The organism is Actinomycetota bacterium, assembly GCA_041658565.1.
In the GTDB taxonomy this organism is placed as follows: Bacteria; Actinomycetota; AC-67; order AC-67; family AC-67; genus JBAZZY01.
This window is the reverse complement of the sequence record JBAZZY010000040.1, coordinates 1-17143: the sequence shown is the minus strand read 5'-3', so window position 1 is coordinate 17143 and position 17143 is coordinate 1. Positions and strand designations below refer to the sequence as shown.

The window sequence follows — 17143 nt, the reverse complement described above, 5'->3', positions numbered from 1 at the left end:
CCGGCACCACGAGGAGCACCGGCACCGCGAGGAGCACCCGCACCCGGACCACCGCGACCTGCACCGGCACCACGAGGAGCACCCGCACCCGGACCACCGCGACCTGCACCGGCACCACGACCGCCGCGACCGGGAGCGCCTCGGCCGGGACCGCCGGGTCCACGCCGATCACGCGGCGGTGCCGCAGTCGTCAGAACCTCGCCGCCGGCGACCGCGCGCGCTCGCGCCTTCGACGCCTCGGCTTCACTCTCTTCACGCGTCGGCATCACATCGCCGTGGTAGATCCACACCTTCACGCCGATGCGGCCGAACTGCGTACGAGCTTCACGGAACCCGTAATCGATGTCCGCACGCAGCGTGTGCAGCGGAACTCGTCCCTCGCGATACCACTCGGTCCGGCTCATCTCCGCGCCGCCCAGACGGCCGGAAACCTGAACTCGGATCCCCTTCGCCCCCGCACGCATGGCGGTCTGTACCGCACGCCGCATTGCCCGACGAAACGCCACGCGACCGGCGAGTTGCTCGGCGATGCCCTGGGCGACCAGCGGAGCCTCGATCTCCGGCTGCTTCACTTCGAACACGTTGAGTTGGATGTTGTCCTTCGACGTGATCTTCTTGACGTCGTCGCGGATACGATCCACTTCAGCGCCGCGGCGACCGATCACGATGCCCGGGCGCGCGGTGAAAATGTCCACCTGAAGCCGGTCGCCCTTGCGCTCAATGTCCACATGAGAAATGCCCGCGTGAGCCAAGGTGCGCTCGACATATGCGCGGACGCGCAGATCCTCTTGCAGCCAAGTCTGATACATCTTGTCGGCGAACCATCGCGAACGCCAGTCGAAGTTCCGGTTGATACCAAGCCGGAACCCGTAAGGATTAATCTTCTGACCCACGCTTAGGCCTCCCTCGACTCAACGCAGAGCGTGATGTGCGACGTCCGCTTGCGAATCCGATAGGCGCGGCCCTGCGCGCGCGGCTGGAAACGCTTGAGCATCGGCCCTTCATCGGCCCAGCACCGCGCCAGAACCAGGGTTTCTGGATGGGCGTTGAGTACCGTCTCCGCGTTCGCAACGGCGGCATCGAGCACCTTCCGGATGTCGACCGCCGCCGACTTCCTGGAGAACTGGAGCACGCGCTGTGCCTGCTCGACGGGCAACCCTCGGACCTGATTCAGCACGATCCTGACCTTGTTCGGCGCGATGCGCACGTACTTCACGCTGGCGCGCGCTTCCTTCTTCGTCCGGTTGGCCATCGCTACTTCACCGATGTCGACTTCTCTGAGCGGCTGCCGGCGTGACCACGGAACGTCCGTGTCACGGCAAACTCGCCCAGCTTGTGGCCCACCATGGATTCCGAGACGAACACGGGGACGTGCTTGCGTCCGTCGTGTACCGCGATCGTGAGACTTACCATGTCCGGGGTGATTGTGGATCGACGCGACCATGTCTTGATCACGCGGCGATCACCCTTGCGCCGAGCGGCGTCCACCTTCTTCGCGAGGTGGTCGTCGACGAACGGTCCCTTCTTCAGACTCCGGCCCATCTGCTAACCCTTCTTCTTCGTCTTGCGACGCCGCTGGATCAGCCGGTCCGACGGCTTGCGCTTGCGAGTGCGACCCTCGGGCTTGCCCCACGGAGTGACCGGATGCCGTCCACCCGAGGTCTTGCCCTCGCCGCCACCCAGCGGGTGATCGACGGGGTTCATCGCGACACCGCGAACGTGCGGGCGCCTGCCCTTGTAGCGGGTGCGCCCAGCCTTGCCCCAGTTGATCAGTTCCCATTCTGCATTCCCGACGACGCCGACGGTCGCGCGACACGCGGACTCGACGAGGCGCACCTCACCCGACGGCATGCGCAGGTGAGCGTGCTTGCCCTCCTTGGACAGCAATTGCACGCTTGTCCCAGCCGACCGCGCGATCTTTGCACCGCCGCCGGGCCGCAACTCCACGCTGTGCACGATCGTGCCGACGGGGATATTGCGCAGCGGCAGCGCATTGCCCGCCTTGATGTCGGCTCCCTCGCCGGATTCGACGGGGTCGCCGACCTTGAGCTTGTCCGGAGCGATGATGTAGCGCTTCTCGCCGTCCCGGTAGTGCAGCAGCGCAATGCGCGCGTTGCGGTTCGGGTCGTACTCGATCGAGAAGACCTTCGCCGGGATCCCGTCCTTCTCGCGACGGAAGTCGATCACGCGATAACGGCGCTTGTTTCCGCCACCGCGGAAGCGCGCGGTCGTTCGTCCGTGCGCATTGCGACCTCCGCTGGACTTCAGCGGCTTCGTCAACCCCTTCTCGGGGGTACTCCGAGTGACCTCGGAGTAGTCGGAACCGCTGGCCCCTCTACGGCCCGGCGTCGTCGGTTTGTAGCGTCTAATCCCCATGTCGTCCTACTTCGGGTTAAAGATTGTGATCGAATCGCCCTCGGCGAGGGTGACAATGGCCCGCTTCTGTGAGTTACGCGTGCCCACCGTGGCGCGCGTGCGCTTCTTCTTGCCTTGGCGCCACAGCGTGTTCACGCGTACGACTCTCACATCAAAGATGCGCTGCACTGCGTCTTTGATTTCGGTCTTCGATGCCCGGGGATGCACGAGGAAGGTGTACACGCCGTGGTCGAGCGACGCGTAACTCTTCTCGGACACCACCGGCGCGAGGATTACGTCTCGGGGGTCCTTCATCAGGCTTCACCACCCTCGGCGGTCACAACGCCCGCCGTTCCTCTTGCGTTGAGCAGTTCGAGCGCGCCCTTCGTAAAGACGATCCAATCGCGCGCCAGAACGTCATAGGTGTTGAGTTGGTCGGCGGTGATCACATGCACACGCGGCAGATTGCGGAACGAACGCCACACCGCGTCGTCCGGCTCGGCGAGTACCAGCAACACTCGACCAGAGATCGCACCCGCCGCCGAGAGAGCGGCCGCGGCCTCCTTGGTCTTGGGCACATCGAACGCCAAGGAATCAATCACCGCAACCCGACCTTCGGATGCGCGATCACTGAGTGCCCCACGAAGAGCAGCCGCGCGCATCTTGCGCGGAACCTTCACGGAGTGGTCCCGCGTGTGAGGCCCAAACACCACGCCGCCGCCGACCCAGTGGGGAGCACGCGTCGACCCCTGGCGCGCGCGCCCGGTTCCCTTCTGGCGGAAGGGCTTCCTGCCTCCACCGGATACGTCTGCGCGAGTCTTAGTTTCGTGCGTACCCGCGCGACGGGCGGCCATCTGCGCCACCACGACCTGGTGCATGACCGGCACGTTCACCTGTGCGCCAAACCACGCAGGCTCCAGGGTGACCTCGCCGACCACATCGCCCGACTGCGAGCGAACCTCCACACTGCTCATTGCTTCTCCGCCTTCTTCACCGCGTTGCGGATCATCACGAGTCCCCCGTTAGGACCGGGTATCGCGCCCTTGACCAGAAGCAGGTTCCGCTCGGAATCCGACTCGACAACACGCAGATTCATGATCGTTACCCGCTCGTGGCCCATATGACCCGGACCGCGCATCCCCTTGAACACGCGTCCCGGCGTCGTTCCGGCGCCGATCGATCCGGTGGAACGGTGCTTGCGGTCCGTCCCGTGCGAGTCCGGCTTGCCACGGAAGTTATGCCGCTTCATTACGCCGGCAAACCCCTTGCCCTTGGACACGCCGACCACATCGATGTGGTCACCGGGCGAAAATGTCTCGACCGTGATCGAGGAGCCCACGGCGTACGACCCCGCATCGTCGGTGCGGACTTCCACGAGGTGGCGCTTCGGTGACGCACCATTCTTCGCGAACTGTCCCTTCAGCGGCTTCGTAAGCTTTGATTCCTTGATCTCGCCGAACCCGAGTTGAACGGCCGCATAGCCGTCCCGCTCCGGCGTACGAACCATCGTGACCACGCAGGGTCCCGCTTCCACAACCGTCACAGGGACGGCCCGGCCCTCGTCGTCGAAGATCTGGGTCATGCCCAGCTTCCGTCCGAGGATCGCTTTCACGTTGGCCATGTCCTGCCCCTACAGTTTGATCTCGATGTCGACGCCTGCCGGAAGGTCGAGCCGCATCAGCTCGTCTACCGTCTTGGGCGTCGGATCCAGGATGTCGATGAGCCGCTTGTGCGTGCGCATCTCGAAGTGCTCTCGAGAGTCCTTGTCCTTGTGCGGCGAGCGGATGACGCAGTAGATGCTCCGCTCGGTCGGCAAGGGCACCGGGCCGGCCACTTTCGAACCCGAGCGCGTTGCCCGGTCCACAATGACCTTTGCGGACTGATCGATGATTTCGTGATCGTAGGCTTTGAGCCTGATCCGTATCTTCTGCTGCGCCACTTTAGCTCGCCTGTCTACTTGAGGATCTTCGTGACTCGCCCGGCACCAACCGTACGTCCGCCCTCGCGAATCGCGAAGCGGAGGCCTTCTTCCATCGCGATCGGAGCGATGAGATCGACCGTCATCGTCGTGTTGTCTCCCGGCATGACCATCTCGACGCCGTCGGGCATCTTGATCGCGCCCGTAACGTCGGTCGTCCGGAAGTAGAACTGCGGTCGGTAGTTGTTGAAGAAGGGCGTGTGACGCCCGCCTTCCTCCTTGGAAAGCACGTAGACCTGCGCCTCGAAGTTCGTGTGAGGCGTAATCGATCCGGGCTTCGCGAGGACCTGGCCGCGCTGCACGGATTCCTTATCCACTCCGCGCAGCAGCACTCCCACGTTGTCACCGGCCTGAACTTCGTCGAGAAGCTTGCGGAACATCTCGAGGTCGGTCGCCGTCGTCTTGATCGGCTTCTCCGTCAGACCGACGATCTCGACTTCCTCCATCTTCTTGAGGATTCCTCGCTCCACTCGACCGGTCACCACAGTGCCGCGGCCGGTGATCGAGAAGACATCCTCAATCGACATCAAGAAAGGCTTGTCTACATCACGGGCCGGCTGCGGGATGGCGTTGTCGCATGCATCCATCAGTTCGAGGATGCCCTTCTCGGCCTCCTCGTCACCCTCAAGCGCCTTGAGTGCCGACAAGCGAACGACCGGGAGATCGTCGCCGGGGAACTCATACTTGCTCAGCAGTTCGCGCACCTCAAGTTCGACGAGGTCAAGCAGTTCGGGGTCGTCCACCATGTCGACCTTGTTCATGGCGACGACGATGTAAGGCACACCGACCTGCCGTGCAAGCAACACGTGCTCGTGAGTCTGAGGCATCGGGCCATCGGCAGCCGACACAACGAGGATCGCCCCGTCCATCTGCGCGGCGCCGGTGATCATGTTCTTGATGTAGTCGGCGTGGCCCGGACAGTCGACGTGCGCGTAGTGGCGAGAATCGGTCTGGTACTCGACGTGCGCGATCGAAATCGTGATCCCGCGCTCACGCTCTTCCGGCGCCTTGTCGATCTGGTCGAACGGCGTGAAGTCGGCGTAGCCGCGCTTGGCCAATACCTTCGTGATCGCCGCGGTCAGCGTCGTCTTGCCGTGGTCGATGTGACCTACGGTGCCGATGTTTACGTGCGGCTTGGTCCGCTCGAACTTCTTCTTTCCCATTGCCTGCCTCCCCTTGGAGGGCCCGTGCGTCGGGGCCCGACCCGACTTCCCTACTCGCCTCGCACCTTCGCGACGATTTCCTTCGCGATGGACTCCGGCACCTGCTCGTACGAATGGAACTGCATCGTGTACGTCGCGCGCCCCTGCGTCTTGGAGCGAACATCCGTCGCATACCCAAACATCCCCGCCAGCGGGACCCGCGCACTGATCACCTGCATCGTTCCGCGAGGTTCCATGCGGTCGATCTTCCCGCGACGCGCTGTGAGGTCACCGATCACATCGCCCATAGACGCCTCAGGCGTGACCACCTCAACCGCCATCGTCGGCTCCAGGAGAACCGGGCGCGCCTTGCGCGCGGCCTCCTTGAATGCCATCGACCCTGCGATCCGGAAGGCCATTTCGGAGGAGTCGACGTCGTGATACTGCCCGTCAACGAGCGTCACTCGAATATCTACCATCGGGTATCCGGCAAGCACGCCGGACTCCATGGCCTCCTGGACGCCCTCGTCGATCGCCGGGATGTACTCGTGCGGAATGACGCCGCCCTTTAGCTTGGAGACGAACTCGAACCCGCCTCCGGGGCCCGTCGGCTCGACGTTCAACTCGACCACGGCGAATTGCCCGCGCCCACCGGTTTGGCGCACGAATCGGATCTCGACGCCCTCGACCGGAACGCTGACCGTCTCGCGGTAAGCCACCTGCGGCTTACCCACGTTCGCGCCGACCTTGAACTCTCGCTGCAAGCGGTCGACCAGCACATCCAAGTGCAGCTCGCCCATGCCCCAAATCACGGTTTGCGCAGTCTCTTCTTCGAAACGGACTTGGAACGTCGGGTCCTCTTCGGCCAACGAACTCAGCGCCTTCGACAACCGTTCCTGGTCGGCCTTCGTTTTGGGCTCGATCGCAACAGAGATCACCGGCGCGGGGAACGTCATCGACTCCAGCACAATCGGGTGTGCGGGATCGCAGAGCGTATCGCCCGTGGTGGTGTGCTTCAGGCCTACGGCCGCAACGATGTCTCCGGTGAACGCCGCGCCCCTGTCCTCGCGGTGGTTCGCGTGCATCTGCAGAATCCGACCGACGCGTTCCTTGCGGTCCTTCGTCGCGTTGAGCACGTTCTGGCCGGCCCGCAGCGTCCCGGAGTAAACCCGGAAATAGGTGAGCTTCCCGACGTAGGGATCCGCCGCGATCTTGAATGCCAGGGCGCCGAACGGCGCCGAATCGTCGGCGTCGCGCGAATCCGCCTCACCCTTCGGAGTCGTGCCCGCGACTGCCGGCACGTCCTGCGGAGAGGGTAGGTAGTCCACAATCGCGTCGAGCAGAGGCTGGACACCTTTGTTCTTGAATGCCGTTCCGCAAATGACCGGAGTGGCCTTCCCGCTCAAAGTCGCCGCGCGCACGGCCGACCGGATCTGATCCGGGGTCGGCTCCGCACCGCCAACGTAGGCCTCCATGACGTGCTCGTCGTAGTCGGCCAGACCCTCGAACAGCTCATGGCGCCAGTGCTTGACTTGTTCGGCCAGCTCCTGGGGAATCGGCTGCTCTTCCCACTCCTCGCCGCGTCCTTCATCGAGCCACACCAACGCCGTCGACGTGATCAGATCGATCACGCCTCGGAAGTTCTCCTCGCTCCCCCAAGGAATCTGAATCGGGAGAGGGTGGGAATCCAGGCGATCGCGGATCATCTCTACCGTCCGGAAGAAGTCCGCGCCGGTCCTGTCCATCTTGTTAACGAAGCAGATCCGCGGCACCTGATACCGGTCGGCCTGACGCCAAACGGTCTCAGTCTGAGGCTCCACACCGGCGACTGCGTCGAAGACCGCAACGGCGCCGTCGAGGACCCGCAGACTCCGTTCGACCTCGACCGTAAAGTCCACGTGGCCGGGCGTGTCGATGATGTTGATCCAGTGATCGCGCCACGCGCAGGTCGTCGCCGCCGACGTGATGGTGATCCCGCGCTCCTGCTCCTGGACCATCCAGTCCATGACCGCAGTGCCCTCATGCACCTCGCCGACCTTGTACGTGCGGCCGGTGTAGTACAGGATCCGCTCGGTCGTCGTCGTCTTGCCGGCGTCGATATGGGCCATGATCCCGATGTTGCGCGTGCGAGCAAGGGGATACTCGCGAATCGCGAGATCCTTCTCCTTACCCGACTGCCTACTCGCTTCGACTGCCATCTAAGCCCTCAGAATCCGCAGCTACCAACGGTAGTGCGCAAACGCCTTGTTCGACTCGGCCATCTTGTGCAGGTCTTCTTTCCGCTTAACCGAAGCGCCGGTCTGATTCACCGCGTCGGTCAACTCGGCTGCCAGGCGGTCCGACATCGACTTCTCTTTGCGAGACCGCGAGTTCTGGACCAGCCAGCGCAGAGCCAGGGTTGTCGCGCGCCGGTTCGGCACTTCGACTGGGACCTGATATGTCGCCCCTCCAACCCGCCGCGAGCGCACCTCGAGCTGCGGCCGGATGTTGTCGATTGCCTTCTTCAGCCCGGTAACCTGGTCGTTCCCCGTGCGTTCTTTGACGCGCTCCAGGGCTTCGTAGACGATGCGCTCCGCCGTTCCGCGCTTGCCCCGCTCAAGGATCTTATTGACGAGCTGAGTCACGAGCACGCTGCCGAACACGGGGTCGGCAACGACCTCCCGCTTCTGGATCGGTCCCTTTCTCGACATACCTGCTTCTTTTCCCTCTCAGCACAAGCGGCCCCGAGCGTGCGCTCAGAGCCGTCTCAATGCTCCTAGGCCGACCTTTTTGCCCCGTACTTCGAGCGACCCTGCTTGCGGTCGCGGACACCTGCGGCGTCCAGCGCGGCGCGAACGACCTTGTAGCGGACACCCGGAAGGTCCTTCACGCGGCCTCCGCGCACCAGGACGATCGAGTGCTCCTGCAAGTTGTGGCCGACGCCGGGGATGTACGCGTTCACTTCGGCTCCGGAGGTCAGGCGCACGCGCGCAACCTTGCGCAGCGCCGAGTTGGGCTTCTTCGGGGTCATCGTGAAGACGCGGGTGCAGACGCCGCGGCGCTGGGGAGAACCCTTGAGCGCGGGCGTCTTCGTCTTGGTCCGCTTTGTCTTGCGGCCATGACGCACCAGTTGTTGAATCGTCGGCATTCGGTTGGTTCCTCTCAGAGCCCAGATTCGGGCCGTCTCAGGCGCGGTGAGTCGGGAGCGGATTCAAGGTATTTCGTCCGCGAGCACGAGCACTCGCCCGGATCGACGCGCGAGGAGCAAGGCTACTAGTCCCCTCCAAGCGTGTCAACGCGCAGGTACGAGGCCTCTCTGCGAGCGAGACGACCGCCTCGCCTCCCTCAACGAAACCCCGGAGTCGAGGACTCAACCCGGCACGTGAATACCTGGCACTCACTGCCATGGGAACAGCGAGACAAGTCGGATAGTCCAAAGACGGGTCAAAGGCGACCGGGAGGCGCCCGATCGCCTTTGACAACGCAATAGTCCTACTCGCCCTCAGTGCCGGTTCCCGGAGCCATCGGCTCCTCGACGGTCGGTTCCGGCGCCTCGTCTGCGATAACAGGGGTCTCCGCCTCAACGATCTCGAGAGCATCTGCGAACTGCGGAGGCAACGGGATGTCGACCGGACGCATTGGAGCGTCCAGCAGCGGGCTCTCATCGTCCACTACCGCGTAGAGCCGCTCGGGCATCTCCGTCGGGAAGACGCGGATCGTGCGGTACCTGCTCATGCCCGTCCCTGCCGGAATCAGCTTGCCGATGATCACGTTCTCCTTCAGGCCGAGCAAGGAATCACTGCGTCCCGAAATGGCCGCGTCGGTCAAGACGCGCGTCGTCTCCTGGAAGGACGCCGCCGAGAGCCATGAATCGGTCGCCAGCGACGCCTTCGTGATTCCCATCAGTACGGGCCGCGCGCTCGCGGGATCCCCGCCTTCTTCGACGACCTTCCGGTTGACATCCTCGAAGCTCCTGCGCTCGACGAACTGGCCGGGGAGCAATTCCGCGTCTCCAGGTTCAACCACGTTCACCCGGCGCAGCATCTGACGGACGATCAACTCGACGTGCTTGTCATGGATCGGCACGCCCTGAGACTGATAGACCTGCTGGATCTCTCCCACCAAGTGGGACTGAACCGCCTGCGGGCCGAGGATTCGCAGGATCTCATGCGGATCCACCGAACCTTCCGTCAACTGGTCGCCGACCTTGACATTGCCGCCGTTCTCGATCCGAAGGCGCGCGCGGCGGGCAACCTTGTAAACAACTTCGTCCTTGCCGTCGTCGGACGTGACCTTGATCTCGCGGGACTTATCTCCCTCGATGATCTCGACCGTACCGGTCAACTCGGAGATCTGCGCCATTCCCTTCGGCTTCCGGGCCTCGAACAACTCGACGACTCGGGGCAAACCGTTCGTGATGTCTTCACCCGCCACACCGCCGGTGTGGAAAGTACGCATCGTGAGCTGCGTTCCCGGCTCGCCGATCGACTGCGCGGCGATAATGCCGACCGCCTCCCCGATTTCAACCTGTCGCCCTGTCGCCAGGTTCCGTCCATAGCACGCGGCGCAGACGCCGACGCGCGAGTCACAGGTGAGCACGGAACGAGCCAGCACCTTCTCGATTCCGGCGTCGAGGAGATCGCCCTTCTCCTGGTCTCCGACCTCGGTCCCGGCCGACAAGACCTTGCGTCGAGGGTCCTTTGCCCACACATCTTCCGCGAGCACCCGCCCGAACAGTTTGCTGTCGAGGTGCTGAGCCGGAACCTTCTCGCCGGACCTGGCGTCGGTGACTGTCACGACAATCGGTCGCCCGCGCTCGGTTCCGCAGTCCTGTTCGCGAACGATGACATCCTGAGCAACGTCCACCAGACGGCGCGTGAGGTAACCGGAGTCCGCCGTGCGGAGCGCCGTGTCGGCCAAACCCTTTCGGGCACCGTGCGTCGAGATGAAGTACTCGAGAACCGACAACCCCTCGCGGAAGTTCGAGCGAATCGGTCGAGGGATGATGTCTCCCTTTGGGTTCGCAACCAGACCACGCATGGCAGCGATCTGCTTGATCTGCATCAAGTTCCCTCGGGCACCCGAGGTGGCCATCATGCTGATCGGGTTGAGCGGCGTAAACGTCCGCTCCATCGCCTCGGTTACCGCGGCGGTCGCCTTCGTCCAGATCTCAACGAGTTCCTGCCGACGCTCGTCCTCGGTGATGACACCCTTGCGGTGCAAGTCCTCGATGCGGTCGGCTTGCTTCTCGTAGGTCGAGAGAATCTCGGTCTTGTCCGGTGGGGTCATGACGTCGCACACCGCGATCGTGACGCCCGCGCGCGTCGCGTAGTGGAAGCCAAGCTCCTTGAACCGGTCAAGGATCTGACCCACGGTGACCTTGTCGTACTCCTCCACGCAGTCGTTGACGATCTCAACGATCTCACGCTTGTGCACGACTTGGTTGACGAAGGGGTAACCGGCGGGCAATGCCTCGTTGAAGATGACCCGTCCAACCGTCGTCTCGAACGGACGACGAACCTCTACCCCGTCTTCGTCGATCTCAGTTGCCCACGGAACGTTCTTGCCCTCCAAGCGAACCTTGATCTTCGACTGGAGATGGATCTCCTTGAACTCCATCGCCATTACCGCCTCGGCGGCGGATCCGAAGATCTTGCCCTCCCCCACCAGACCTTCCTGTTCGTAGGTCAGGTAGTAGATCCCCAAGACCATGTCCTGGGTCGGGACGGCGATCGGGCGTCCGTGCGCCGGGGACAAGATGTTGTTCGACGACAGCATCAACACGCGCGCCTCGGCCTGAGCCTCCGTCGACAACGGGAGATGGACCGCCATCTGGTCTCCGTCGAAGTCGGCGTTGAATGCCGTACACACCAAGGGGTGGATCTGAATGGCCTTGCCCTCGACCAGAATCGGCTCGAAAGCCTGAATGCCCAGCCTGTGCAGCGTCGGCGCGCGGTTCAGCATGACCGGATGCTCTCGGATGGCCTCCTCGAGCACATCCCACACGACAGGCCGCGCGCGCTCCACCATCCGCTTGGCGCTCTTGATGTTCTGCGCATGCCCGAGATCCACCAGACGCTTCATGACGAACGGCTTGAACAACTCGAGGGCCATCTGCTTCGGCAGACCGCACTGGTGAAGTTTCAGCTCAGGGCCGACCACGATCACCGAGCGGCCAGAATAGTCAACACGCTTTCCAAGCAAGTTCTGGCGGAACCGGCCCTGCTTCCCCTTGAGCATGTCGCTCAACGACTTCAGCGGTCGGTTGCCGGGACCGGTGACCGGGCGCCCCCTGCGGCCGTTGTCGAACAACGCGTCGACCGCTTCCTGCAGCATCCGCTTCTCGTTGTTGACGATGATCTCGGGCGCGCCCAGATCCAACAGGCGCTTAAGCCGGTTGTTCCGGTTGATGACGCGACGATAGAGATCGTTCAGGTCGCTCGTGGCGAACCGGCCGCCATCGAGCTGGACCATCGGACGGAGGTCCGGCGGAATGACCGGCACCGCGTCGAGCACCATCCCGCTCGGGGAGTTCTTCGACGTGACAAAAGCGTTCACGACCTTCAGTCGCTTGATCGCGCGCGCCTTCTTCTGACCCTTCCCATCACGAATCTGGGTGCGCAGGACCTCGGCTTCGGCCTTGACGTCGATCTGAGTCAGCAGGTCCTTGATCGCCTCGGCACCCATCGCTCCCGCGAAATAGTCACCGAAACGGTCCTTGAGGTCGCGGTAGAGCATCTCGTCGTGGACGAGTTGCTTGACAACCAGTCCCTTGAAGAGGTCGAAGACCTCGTCCACCTGGGCAATGCGTCGGTCGGCCTGGGAGTGAAGCTCCTTGATCTCGCGCTCAGAGCGGTTGCGCTCCGAGTTCAGCGCGGATGCCTTGGCACCCTCCTTCTCGAGTTCGCGAAGCTTCTTCTCGAGTTCCTTCTGCTTGGCCTCCACTCGACGGTCACGCGCGAGTATCAGCTCGTTCTTTTCCTCCACCATCTCCTTCTCCCACTTCGGGAGATCTTTGTGGCGGCGTTCGTCGTCGACACGCGTGATCATGTAAGAAGCGAAGTAAATGACCTTCTCAAGGTCCTTCGGGGCCAGATCCAGCAAATACCCGAGGCGGGAAGGCACGCCCTTGAAGTACCAGATGTGAGTCACCGGGGCAGCGAGTTCAATGTGCCCCATGCGCTCACGCCGAACCTTCGAGCGCGTCACCTCGACACCGCAGCGCTCGCAGATGATGCCCTTGAACCGAACTCGCTTGTACTTGCCGCAGTAGCACTCCCAGTCCCGCGCGGGACCGAAGATGCGCTCGCAGAAAAGACCGTCCTTCTCAGGCTTCAGCGTGCGGTAGTTGATGGTCTCCGGTTTCTTTACTTCGCCGTTGGACCACATGCGGATCTGATCCGCGGTTGCCAGGCCGATCCGCAACTCGTCGAAAAAAGTGACGTCGAGCACTCGTTATCCCTCCACGTCCACGCTGGACGGCTCGCGCCGCGACAGGTCAATGCCCAGTTCTTCCGCCGCGCGGAACACGTCGTCGTCGGAGTCGCGCATCTCGATCTCTTTGCCCTCGGCCGACAACACGTCGACGTTCAGGCACAGCGACTGCATCTCCTTGATGAGCACCTTGAACGACTCCGGAATACCCGGCTCGGGGATGTTCTCGCCCTTGACGATTGCTTCGTAAACCTTGACGCGCCCCATGACATCGTCGGACTTGATCGTGAGCAATTCCTGCAAGGCGTAGGCCGCGCCGTACGCTTCCAGCGCCCAGACCTCCATCTCTCCGAACCGCTGGCCACCGAACTGCGCCTTCCCGCCCAGAGGCTGCTGCGTGATCATCGAGTACGGGCCGGTCGAACGAGCGTGGATCTTGTCGTCCACCAAGTGCGCCAACTTCAAGATGTAGACGTATCCGACTGTCACGGGTTTCTCGAACGGCTCACCACCACGACCGTCAAACAAACGGGCCTTGCCGTCCCGGCCGACCAGACGGACTCCGTCCCGATTCGGACGGGAGTGCTCGAGCAGGTCCTCGATCTCGTAGTCACGAGCACCGTCGAACACAGGTGTCGCGAAGTTGATCGGACCAACGCGCTCGCGCTCGGTCTCGCCCCAGGATGCATCCTTCATCCACGCAGGCTGCTCCGGGAAAGCCCAACCGCGCGAGGCGGCCCAGCCTAGGTGGGTTTCGAGAACCTGTCCGAGGTTCATGCGGCTCGGTACGCCCAGAGGATTCAAGATGATGTCCACCGGTGTCCCGTCCTCGAGGAACGGCATGTCCTCTTCGGGCAGGATCTTTGCAATGACGCCCTTGTTGCCGTGGCGTCCCGCCAGCTTGTCTCCCTCGGAGATCTTCCGCTTCTGAGCGACGTGGACACGCACGAGTTCATTGACCCCCGGCATCAACTCGTCACCCATTTCGCGCGAGAACTTCCGGACACCGATCACAATGCCGGTCTCGCCGTGGGGGACCTTCAGCGAGGTGTCGCGCACCTCGCGAGCCTTCTCGCCAAAGATCGCCCGGAGCAGTCGCTCCTCGGGCGTCAGTTCCGTCTCGCCCTTCGGAGTCACCTTGCCCACAAGCACGTCGCCGGGCATAACCTCCGCACCGACCCGAATGATCCCTTCTTCGTCGAGGTCCTTTAGCACCTCGTCTGCGACATTCGGGATGTCGCGAGTGATCTCTTCGGGCCCGAGCTTCGTGTCGCGCGCGTCGACCTCGTACTCCTCGATATGAATCGAAGTCAGCACGTCGTCCTTGACAATGCGTTGCGACAGGATGATCGCGTCCTCATAGTTATGCCCCTCCCAGGGCATGAACGCGACCAACAGGTTTCGACCCAAGGCCAGCTCACCGAACTGCGTCGAAGGCCCATCCGCCAAGACCTGGCCCTCGACGATCTTGTCCCCCTCGGAGACCACCGGCTGCTGATTCATGCACGTGTCTTGGTTCGAGCGCCGGAACTTGTAGAGCTTGTATGTCCGCTTGGTTCCGTCATCCTCGCGGACGACGATCTGCGTGGCATCCACTTCGTCAACGACGCCGGCACCGCTGCTGATCATGACGTCACCGGCATCTACCGCCGCCCGAAACTCGATGCCGGTTCCGACAAACGGCGCCTCGGCATGAATCAGAGGAACAGCCTGGCGCTGCATGTTCGCGCCCATGAGCGCACGGTTCGCATCGTCGTGCTCCAGGAACGGAATCAGCGCCGTCGCCACCGAAACAATCTGGTGCGGCGCCACGTCCATGTAGTCCACTCCCGCGGCAGGGACCGTGATCAGCTCGCCCCCCGCCCGCCGGCACAGCACTTTCTCCTCCAAAAGGCGACCCTTGGCATCGATCGGCGCATTCGCCTGAGCGATGACGCACTTGTCTTCCTCGTCGGCCGTCAGGTAGTCGATCCGAGACGAAACAACGCCCTTTTCGACCTTGCGGTACGGGGTCTCGACGAAACCGAACTTGTTGATCTTGGCGAACGTAGCCAAGTTGCCGATGAGTCCGATGTTCGGGCCTTCCGGGGTTTCAATGGGACACATCCGACCGTAGTGCGACGGGTGCACGTCTCGGACCTCAAATCCCGCACGTTCGCGAGACAAGCCCCCGGGGCCCAGCGCTGAGAGTCGACGCTTGTGCGTCAAAACCGACAAGGAGTTGGTCTGGTCCATGAACTGCGACAACTGGGATGTTCCGAAGAACTCCTTGATAGCCGCGGTCACCGGACGAATGTTTATCAGCGTCTGCGGAGTGATCGCCTCGACGTCCTGCGTAGTCATCCGCTCGCGAACTACTCGCTCCATCCGAGACAGGCCGATGCGGACCTGATTCTGGATCAACTCACCCACCGAGCGCAGACGACGGTTGCCGAAGTGGTCAATGTCGTCCTCGGCGTGGTCGGCCTCGCCCGCGTGGAGGCGCACAAGGTACTGGACGGTCTTGACGATGTCCTCGTATGTCAGCACCGTCTTGCTCGGCTCGGCGAAGGCAAACCTGCGCTTCTCCTCCGGCAACACAGTCTCGAGTCGCTCAAGGTGAGCGCGCCCCGGCGCCGACAATTCGCCCAACTTTTTGTCAACCTTGTACCGGCCGACCTTGGCGAGGTCATAGCGCTTGGGGTTGAAGAAAAGCCCCTCCAACAGGTTTCGAGCTGAATCCACCGTCGGGGGCTCACCGGGACGAAGCTTCCGGTAGATGTCCAGGAGCGCGTCTTCCTGGGTTTGGATGTGGTCCTTCTCCAAGGTCAGACGGATCGACTCGGCGCCGCCGAAAAGGTCGACGATTTCCTCGGTCGTGTAGCCGATCGCCCGGAGCAGCACGGTGGCGTTCTGCCGACGCTTCCGGTCGATACGGACGCCCACGAGGTCCCGCTTGTCTACCTCGAACTCCAACCACGCACCACGGCCGGGAATCACCTTGCAGGTGAACAACTCTTTGTCCGAAGTCTTGTCGAGGGCGCGCGAGAAATAGACACCGGGCGACCGGACCAACTGAGACACTACGACCCGCTCAGTGCCGTTGATGATGAACGTGCCCTTGTCCGTCATGAGCGGGAAGTCGCCCATGAAGACGGTCTGAGCCTTGATCTCGCCCGTCGACGTGTTGACGAACTCAGCGTTGACGAACAGTGGCGCCGAGTAGGTGGAATCCTTGTCGCGACACTCGTCGACCGACTGCTTTGGGGCTTCGAACCAGTGTTCTCGGAGGTAAAGCTTCATTACCCCCTGGTAATCCTCAATCGGGGAGATCTCGTCGAAGGTCTCGCGGAGCCCTTCCTTGAGCAGCCAGTCGAAAGAGTCGGTCTGTATGGAGATGAGGTCTGGAAGCGGTAGAACTTCAGCGATCTTGCCGAACGAAAGGCGCTCACGGACGGGCGCAGCCAACGAGGTCTCCTCCCTTAGAGTGACCAATGACCCAACCACAAGGCACGCAAAAACACATGCCCGGGAAGTGGAATGCGAAAGGACAGGCTAACAATCCGCTAGCCTGCCGTCAAGAAGCGGTCGGATTTATGGGTCAAGCGAGGTTAGAATAGCCCCGCAACACCCATGCGGTCAAGGATCCGACCGTCTGCGAACGGGCAAGCGGTGGCCCCGAGGGCTCCCCCGACGCGACCATCGTGGCTCGCTTCGAGGAACCGGCCCGGGGCCAGCGAACCCGCGCCTACTTGATCTCGACCGTGGCGCCGGCGGCCTCGAGCTGCTCCTTGACCTTCTGCGCGTCCTCCTTGGAGATCTTCTCGCGCACCGCCTGAGGAGCGGCCTCGACCAAATCCTTCGCCTCTTTCAGACCAAGACTGGTGATGGCGCGCACTTCCTTGATGACATTGATCTTCTTGTCGCCGGCAGCAACGAGGATGACGTCGAACTCCGACTGCTCCTCTTCCTCGGCCGCCGCAGGGGCGGCGCCTACTGCGGCGGCAACCGCGACCGGTGCTGCTGCCGTTACTCCGAACTTCTCCTCAAACTTCTTGATGAAGTCGCTGAGTTCAAGCAGGTTCCACTCCGCGACGGCCTCAAGGACCTCGTCGGCAGAAAGCTTCGCCATATCCGTTTCCTCCCTAGCTTTCGGTCGTCTCGTTCAAACTGGTGTCGCCCTCAGCCTCGGCCTGGGGCGCTTCGGGCTCAGCCTCGGCCTGGGGCGCTTCGGGCTCAGCCTCGGCCTGGGGCGCTTCGGGCTCAGCCTCGGCCT

At 62.9% G+C, this 17143-nt stretch carries 15 protein-coding genes; all 15 read right to left on the bottom strand.

Going from position 1 to position 17143, the window contains the following annotated elements; translation table 11 throughout:
- The coding region (rpsC, locus tag WDA27_13955) for a 30S ribosomal protein S3 (protein ID MFA5892033.1) at positions 1 to 893 on the bottom strand (893 nt) is incomplete at its 3' end.
- 2 nt (positions 894 to 895) lie between these two features.
- Positions 896 to 1252: a 50S ribosomal protein L22 gene (rplV, locus tag WDA27_13950; protein ID MFA5892032.1), complete on the bottom strand. Its 357-nt coding sequence runs from the start codon at positions 1250 to 1252 to the stop codon at positions 896 to 898.
- Between the two features lie 2 nt (positions 1253 to 1254).
- Positions 1255 to 1542, bottom strand: a complete 288-nt coding sequence (rpsS, locus tag WDA27_13945; protein MFA5892031.1) for a 30S ribosomal protein S19 — start codon at positions 1540 to 1542, stop codon at positions 1255 to 1257.
- 3 nt (positions 1543 to 1545) lie between these two features.
- Positions 1546 to 2376 (bottom strand): 50S ribosomal protein L2, encoded by an 831-nt coding sequence (gene rplB / locus WDA27_13940; protein ID MFA5892030.1) that lies wholly within the window; start codon positions 2374 to 2376, stop codon positions 1546 to 1548.
- A gap of 6 nt (positions 2377 to 2382) precedes the next feature.
- Positions 2383 to 2670, bottom strand: coding sequence for a 50S ribosomal protein L23 (gene rplW, locus WDA27_13935; GenBank protein ID MFA5892029.1), 288 nt, complete (start codon positions 2668 to 2670; stop codon positions 2383 to 2385).
- Positions 2670 to 3329, bottom strand: coding sequence for a 50S ribosomal protein L4 (rplD, locus tag WDA27_13930; GenBank protein MFA5892028.1), 660 nt, complete (start codon positions 3327 to 3329; stop codon positions 2670 to 2672). Before rplD ends, rplW begins: the two co-directional genes overlap by 1 nt.
- The gene (gene rplC / locus WDA27_13925) at positions 3326 to 3976 is read right to left on the bottom strand and encodes a 50S ribosomal protein L3 (GenBank protein ID MFA5892027.1); all 651 of its coding nucleotides are present in this window, start codon (positions 3974 to 3976) and stop codon (positions 3326 to 3328) included. The genes rplD and rplC overlap by 4 nt, the downstream gene beginning before the upstream one ends.
- 9 nt (positions 3977 to 3985) lie before the next feature.
- On the bottom strand, positions 3986 to 4294 hold the full coding sequence (gene rpsJ, locus WDA27_13920; protein MFA5892026.1) for a 30S ribosomal protein S10: 309 nt from the start codon (positions 4292 to 4294) through the stop codon (positions 3986 to 3988).
- A 14-nt stretch (positions 4295 to 4308) separates the two neighbouring features.
- On the bottom strand, positions 4309 to 5496 hold the full coding sequence (gene tuf, locus WDA27_13915) for an elongation factor Tu (protein MFA5892025.1): 1188 nt from the start codon (positions 5494 to 5496) through the stop codon (positions 4309 to 4311).
- Between the two features lie 50 nt (positions 5497 to 5546).
- On the bottom strand, positions 5547 to 7583 hold the full coding sequence (gene fusA, locus WDA27_13910) for an elongation factor G (protein ID MFA5892024.1): 2037 nt from the start codon (positions 7581 to 7583) through the stop codon (positions 5547 to 5549).
- Between the two features lie 111 nt (positions 7584 to 7694).
- Positions 7695 to 8165 carry a 30S ribosomal protein S7 gene (rpsG, locus tag WDA27_13905; protein MFA5892023.1) on the bottom strand — a complete coding sequence of 157 codons (471 nt, stop codon included), beginning with the start codon at positions 8163 to 8165 and terminating at the stop codon, positions 7695 to 7697.
- 65 nt (positions 8166 to 8230) lie between these two features.
- A complete protein-coding gene (gene rpsL / locus WDA27_13900; GenBank protein ID MFA5892022.1) occupies positions 8231 to 8602 on the bottom strand; it encodes a 30S ribosomal protein S12 in 372 nt (123 codons plus the stop codon).
- 344 nt (positions 8603 to 8946) lie between these two features.
- Positions 8947 to 12906, bottom strand: coding sequence for a DNA-directed RNA polymerase subunit beta' (locus tag WDA27_13895; GenBank protein ID MFA5892021.1), 3960 nt, complete (start codon positions 12904 to 12906; stop codon positions 8947 to 8949).
- Positions 12907 to 12909: 3 nt separating this feature from the next.
- Positions 12910 to 16374 (bottom strand): DNA-directed RNA polymerase subunit beta, encoded by a 3465-nt coding sequence (rpoB, locus tag WDA27_13890; protein MFA5892020.1) that lies wholly within the window; start codon positions 16372 to 16374, stop codon positions 12910 to 12912.
- A gap of 241 nt (positions 16375 to 16615) precedes the next feature.
- Entirely contained in the window at positions 16616 to 16999 is a 384-nt protein-coding gene (rplL, locus tag WDA27_13885; protein ID MFA5892019.1) for a 50S ribosomal protein L7/L12, read from the bottom strand.
- Positions 17000 to 17143: the final 144 nt, after the last annotated feature.

What these genes read in the sequence shown, in the direction of transcription:
- rpsS (MFA5892031.1), bottom strand. Translation starts at nt 1,542, where the DNA reads ATGGGCCGGAGTCTGAAGAAGGGACCGTTCGTCGACGACCACCTCGCG.
- fusA (MFA5892024.1), bottom strand. Translation starts at nt 7,583, where the DNA reads ATGGCCCATATCGACGCCGGCAAGACGACGACGACCGAGCGGATCCTG.
- rpsG (MFA5892023.1), bottom strand. Translation starts at nt 8,165, where the DNA reads ATGTCGAGAAAGGGACCGATCCAGAAGCGGGAGGTCGTTGCCGACCCC.
- rplB (MFA5892030.1), bottom strand. Translation starts at nt 2,376, where the DNA reads ATGGGGATTAGACGCTACAAACCGACGACGCCGGGCCGTAGAGGGGCC.
- tuf (MFA5892025.1), bottom strand. Translation starts at nt 5,496, where the DNA reads ATGGGAAAGAAGAAGTTCGAGCGGACCAAGCCGCACGTAAACATCGGC.
- rplV (MFA5892032.1), bottom strand. Translation starts at nt 1,252, where the DNA reads ATGGCCAACCGGACGAAGAAGGAAGCGCGCGCCAGCGTGAAGTACGTG.
- rplD (MFA5892028.1), bottom strand. Translation starts at nt 3,329, where the DNA reads ATGAGCAGTGTGGAGGTTCGCTCGCAGTCGGGCGATGTGGTCGGCGAG.
- rplL (MFA5892019.1), bottom strand. Translation starts at nt 16,999, where the DNA reads ATGGCGAAGCTTTCTGCCGACGAGGTCCTTGAGGCCGTCGCGGAGTGG.
- rplC (MFA5892027.1), bottom strand. Translation starts at nt 3,976, where the DNA reads ATGGCCAACGTGAAAGCGATCCTCGGACGGAAGCTGGGCATGACCCAG.
- rpsL (MFA5892022.1), bottom strand. Translation starts at nt 8,602, where the DNA reads ATGCCGACGATTCAACAACTGGTGCGTCATGGCCGCAAGACAAAGCGG.
- rplW (MFA5892029.1), bottom strand. Translation starts at nt 2,670, where the DNA reads ATGAAGGACCCCCGAGACGTAATCCTCGCGCCGGTGGTGTCCGAGAAG.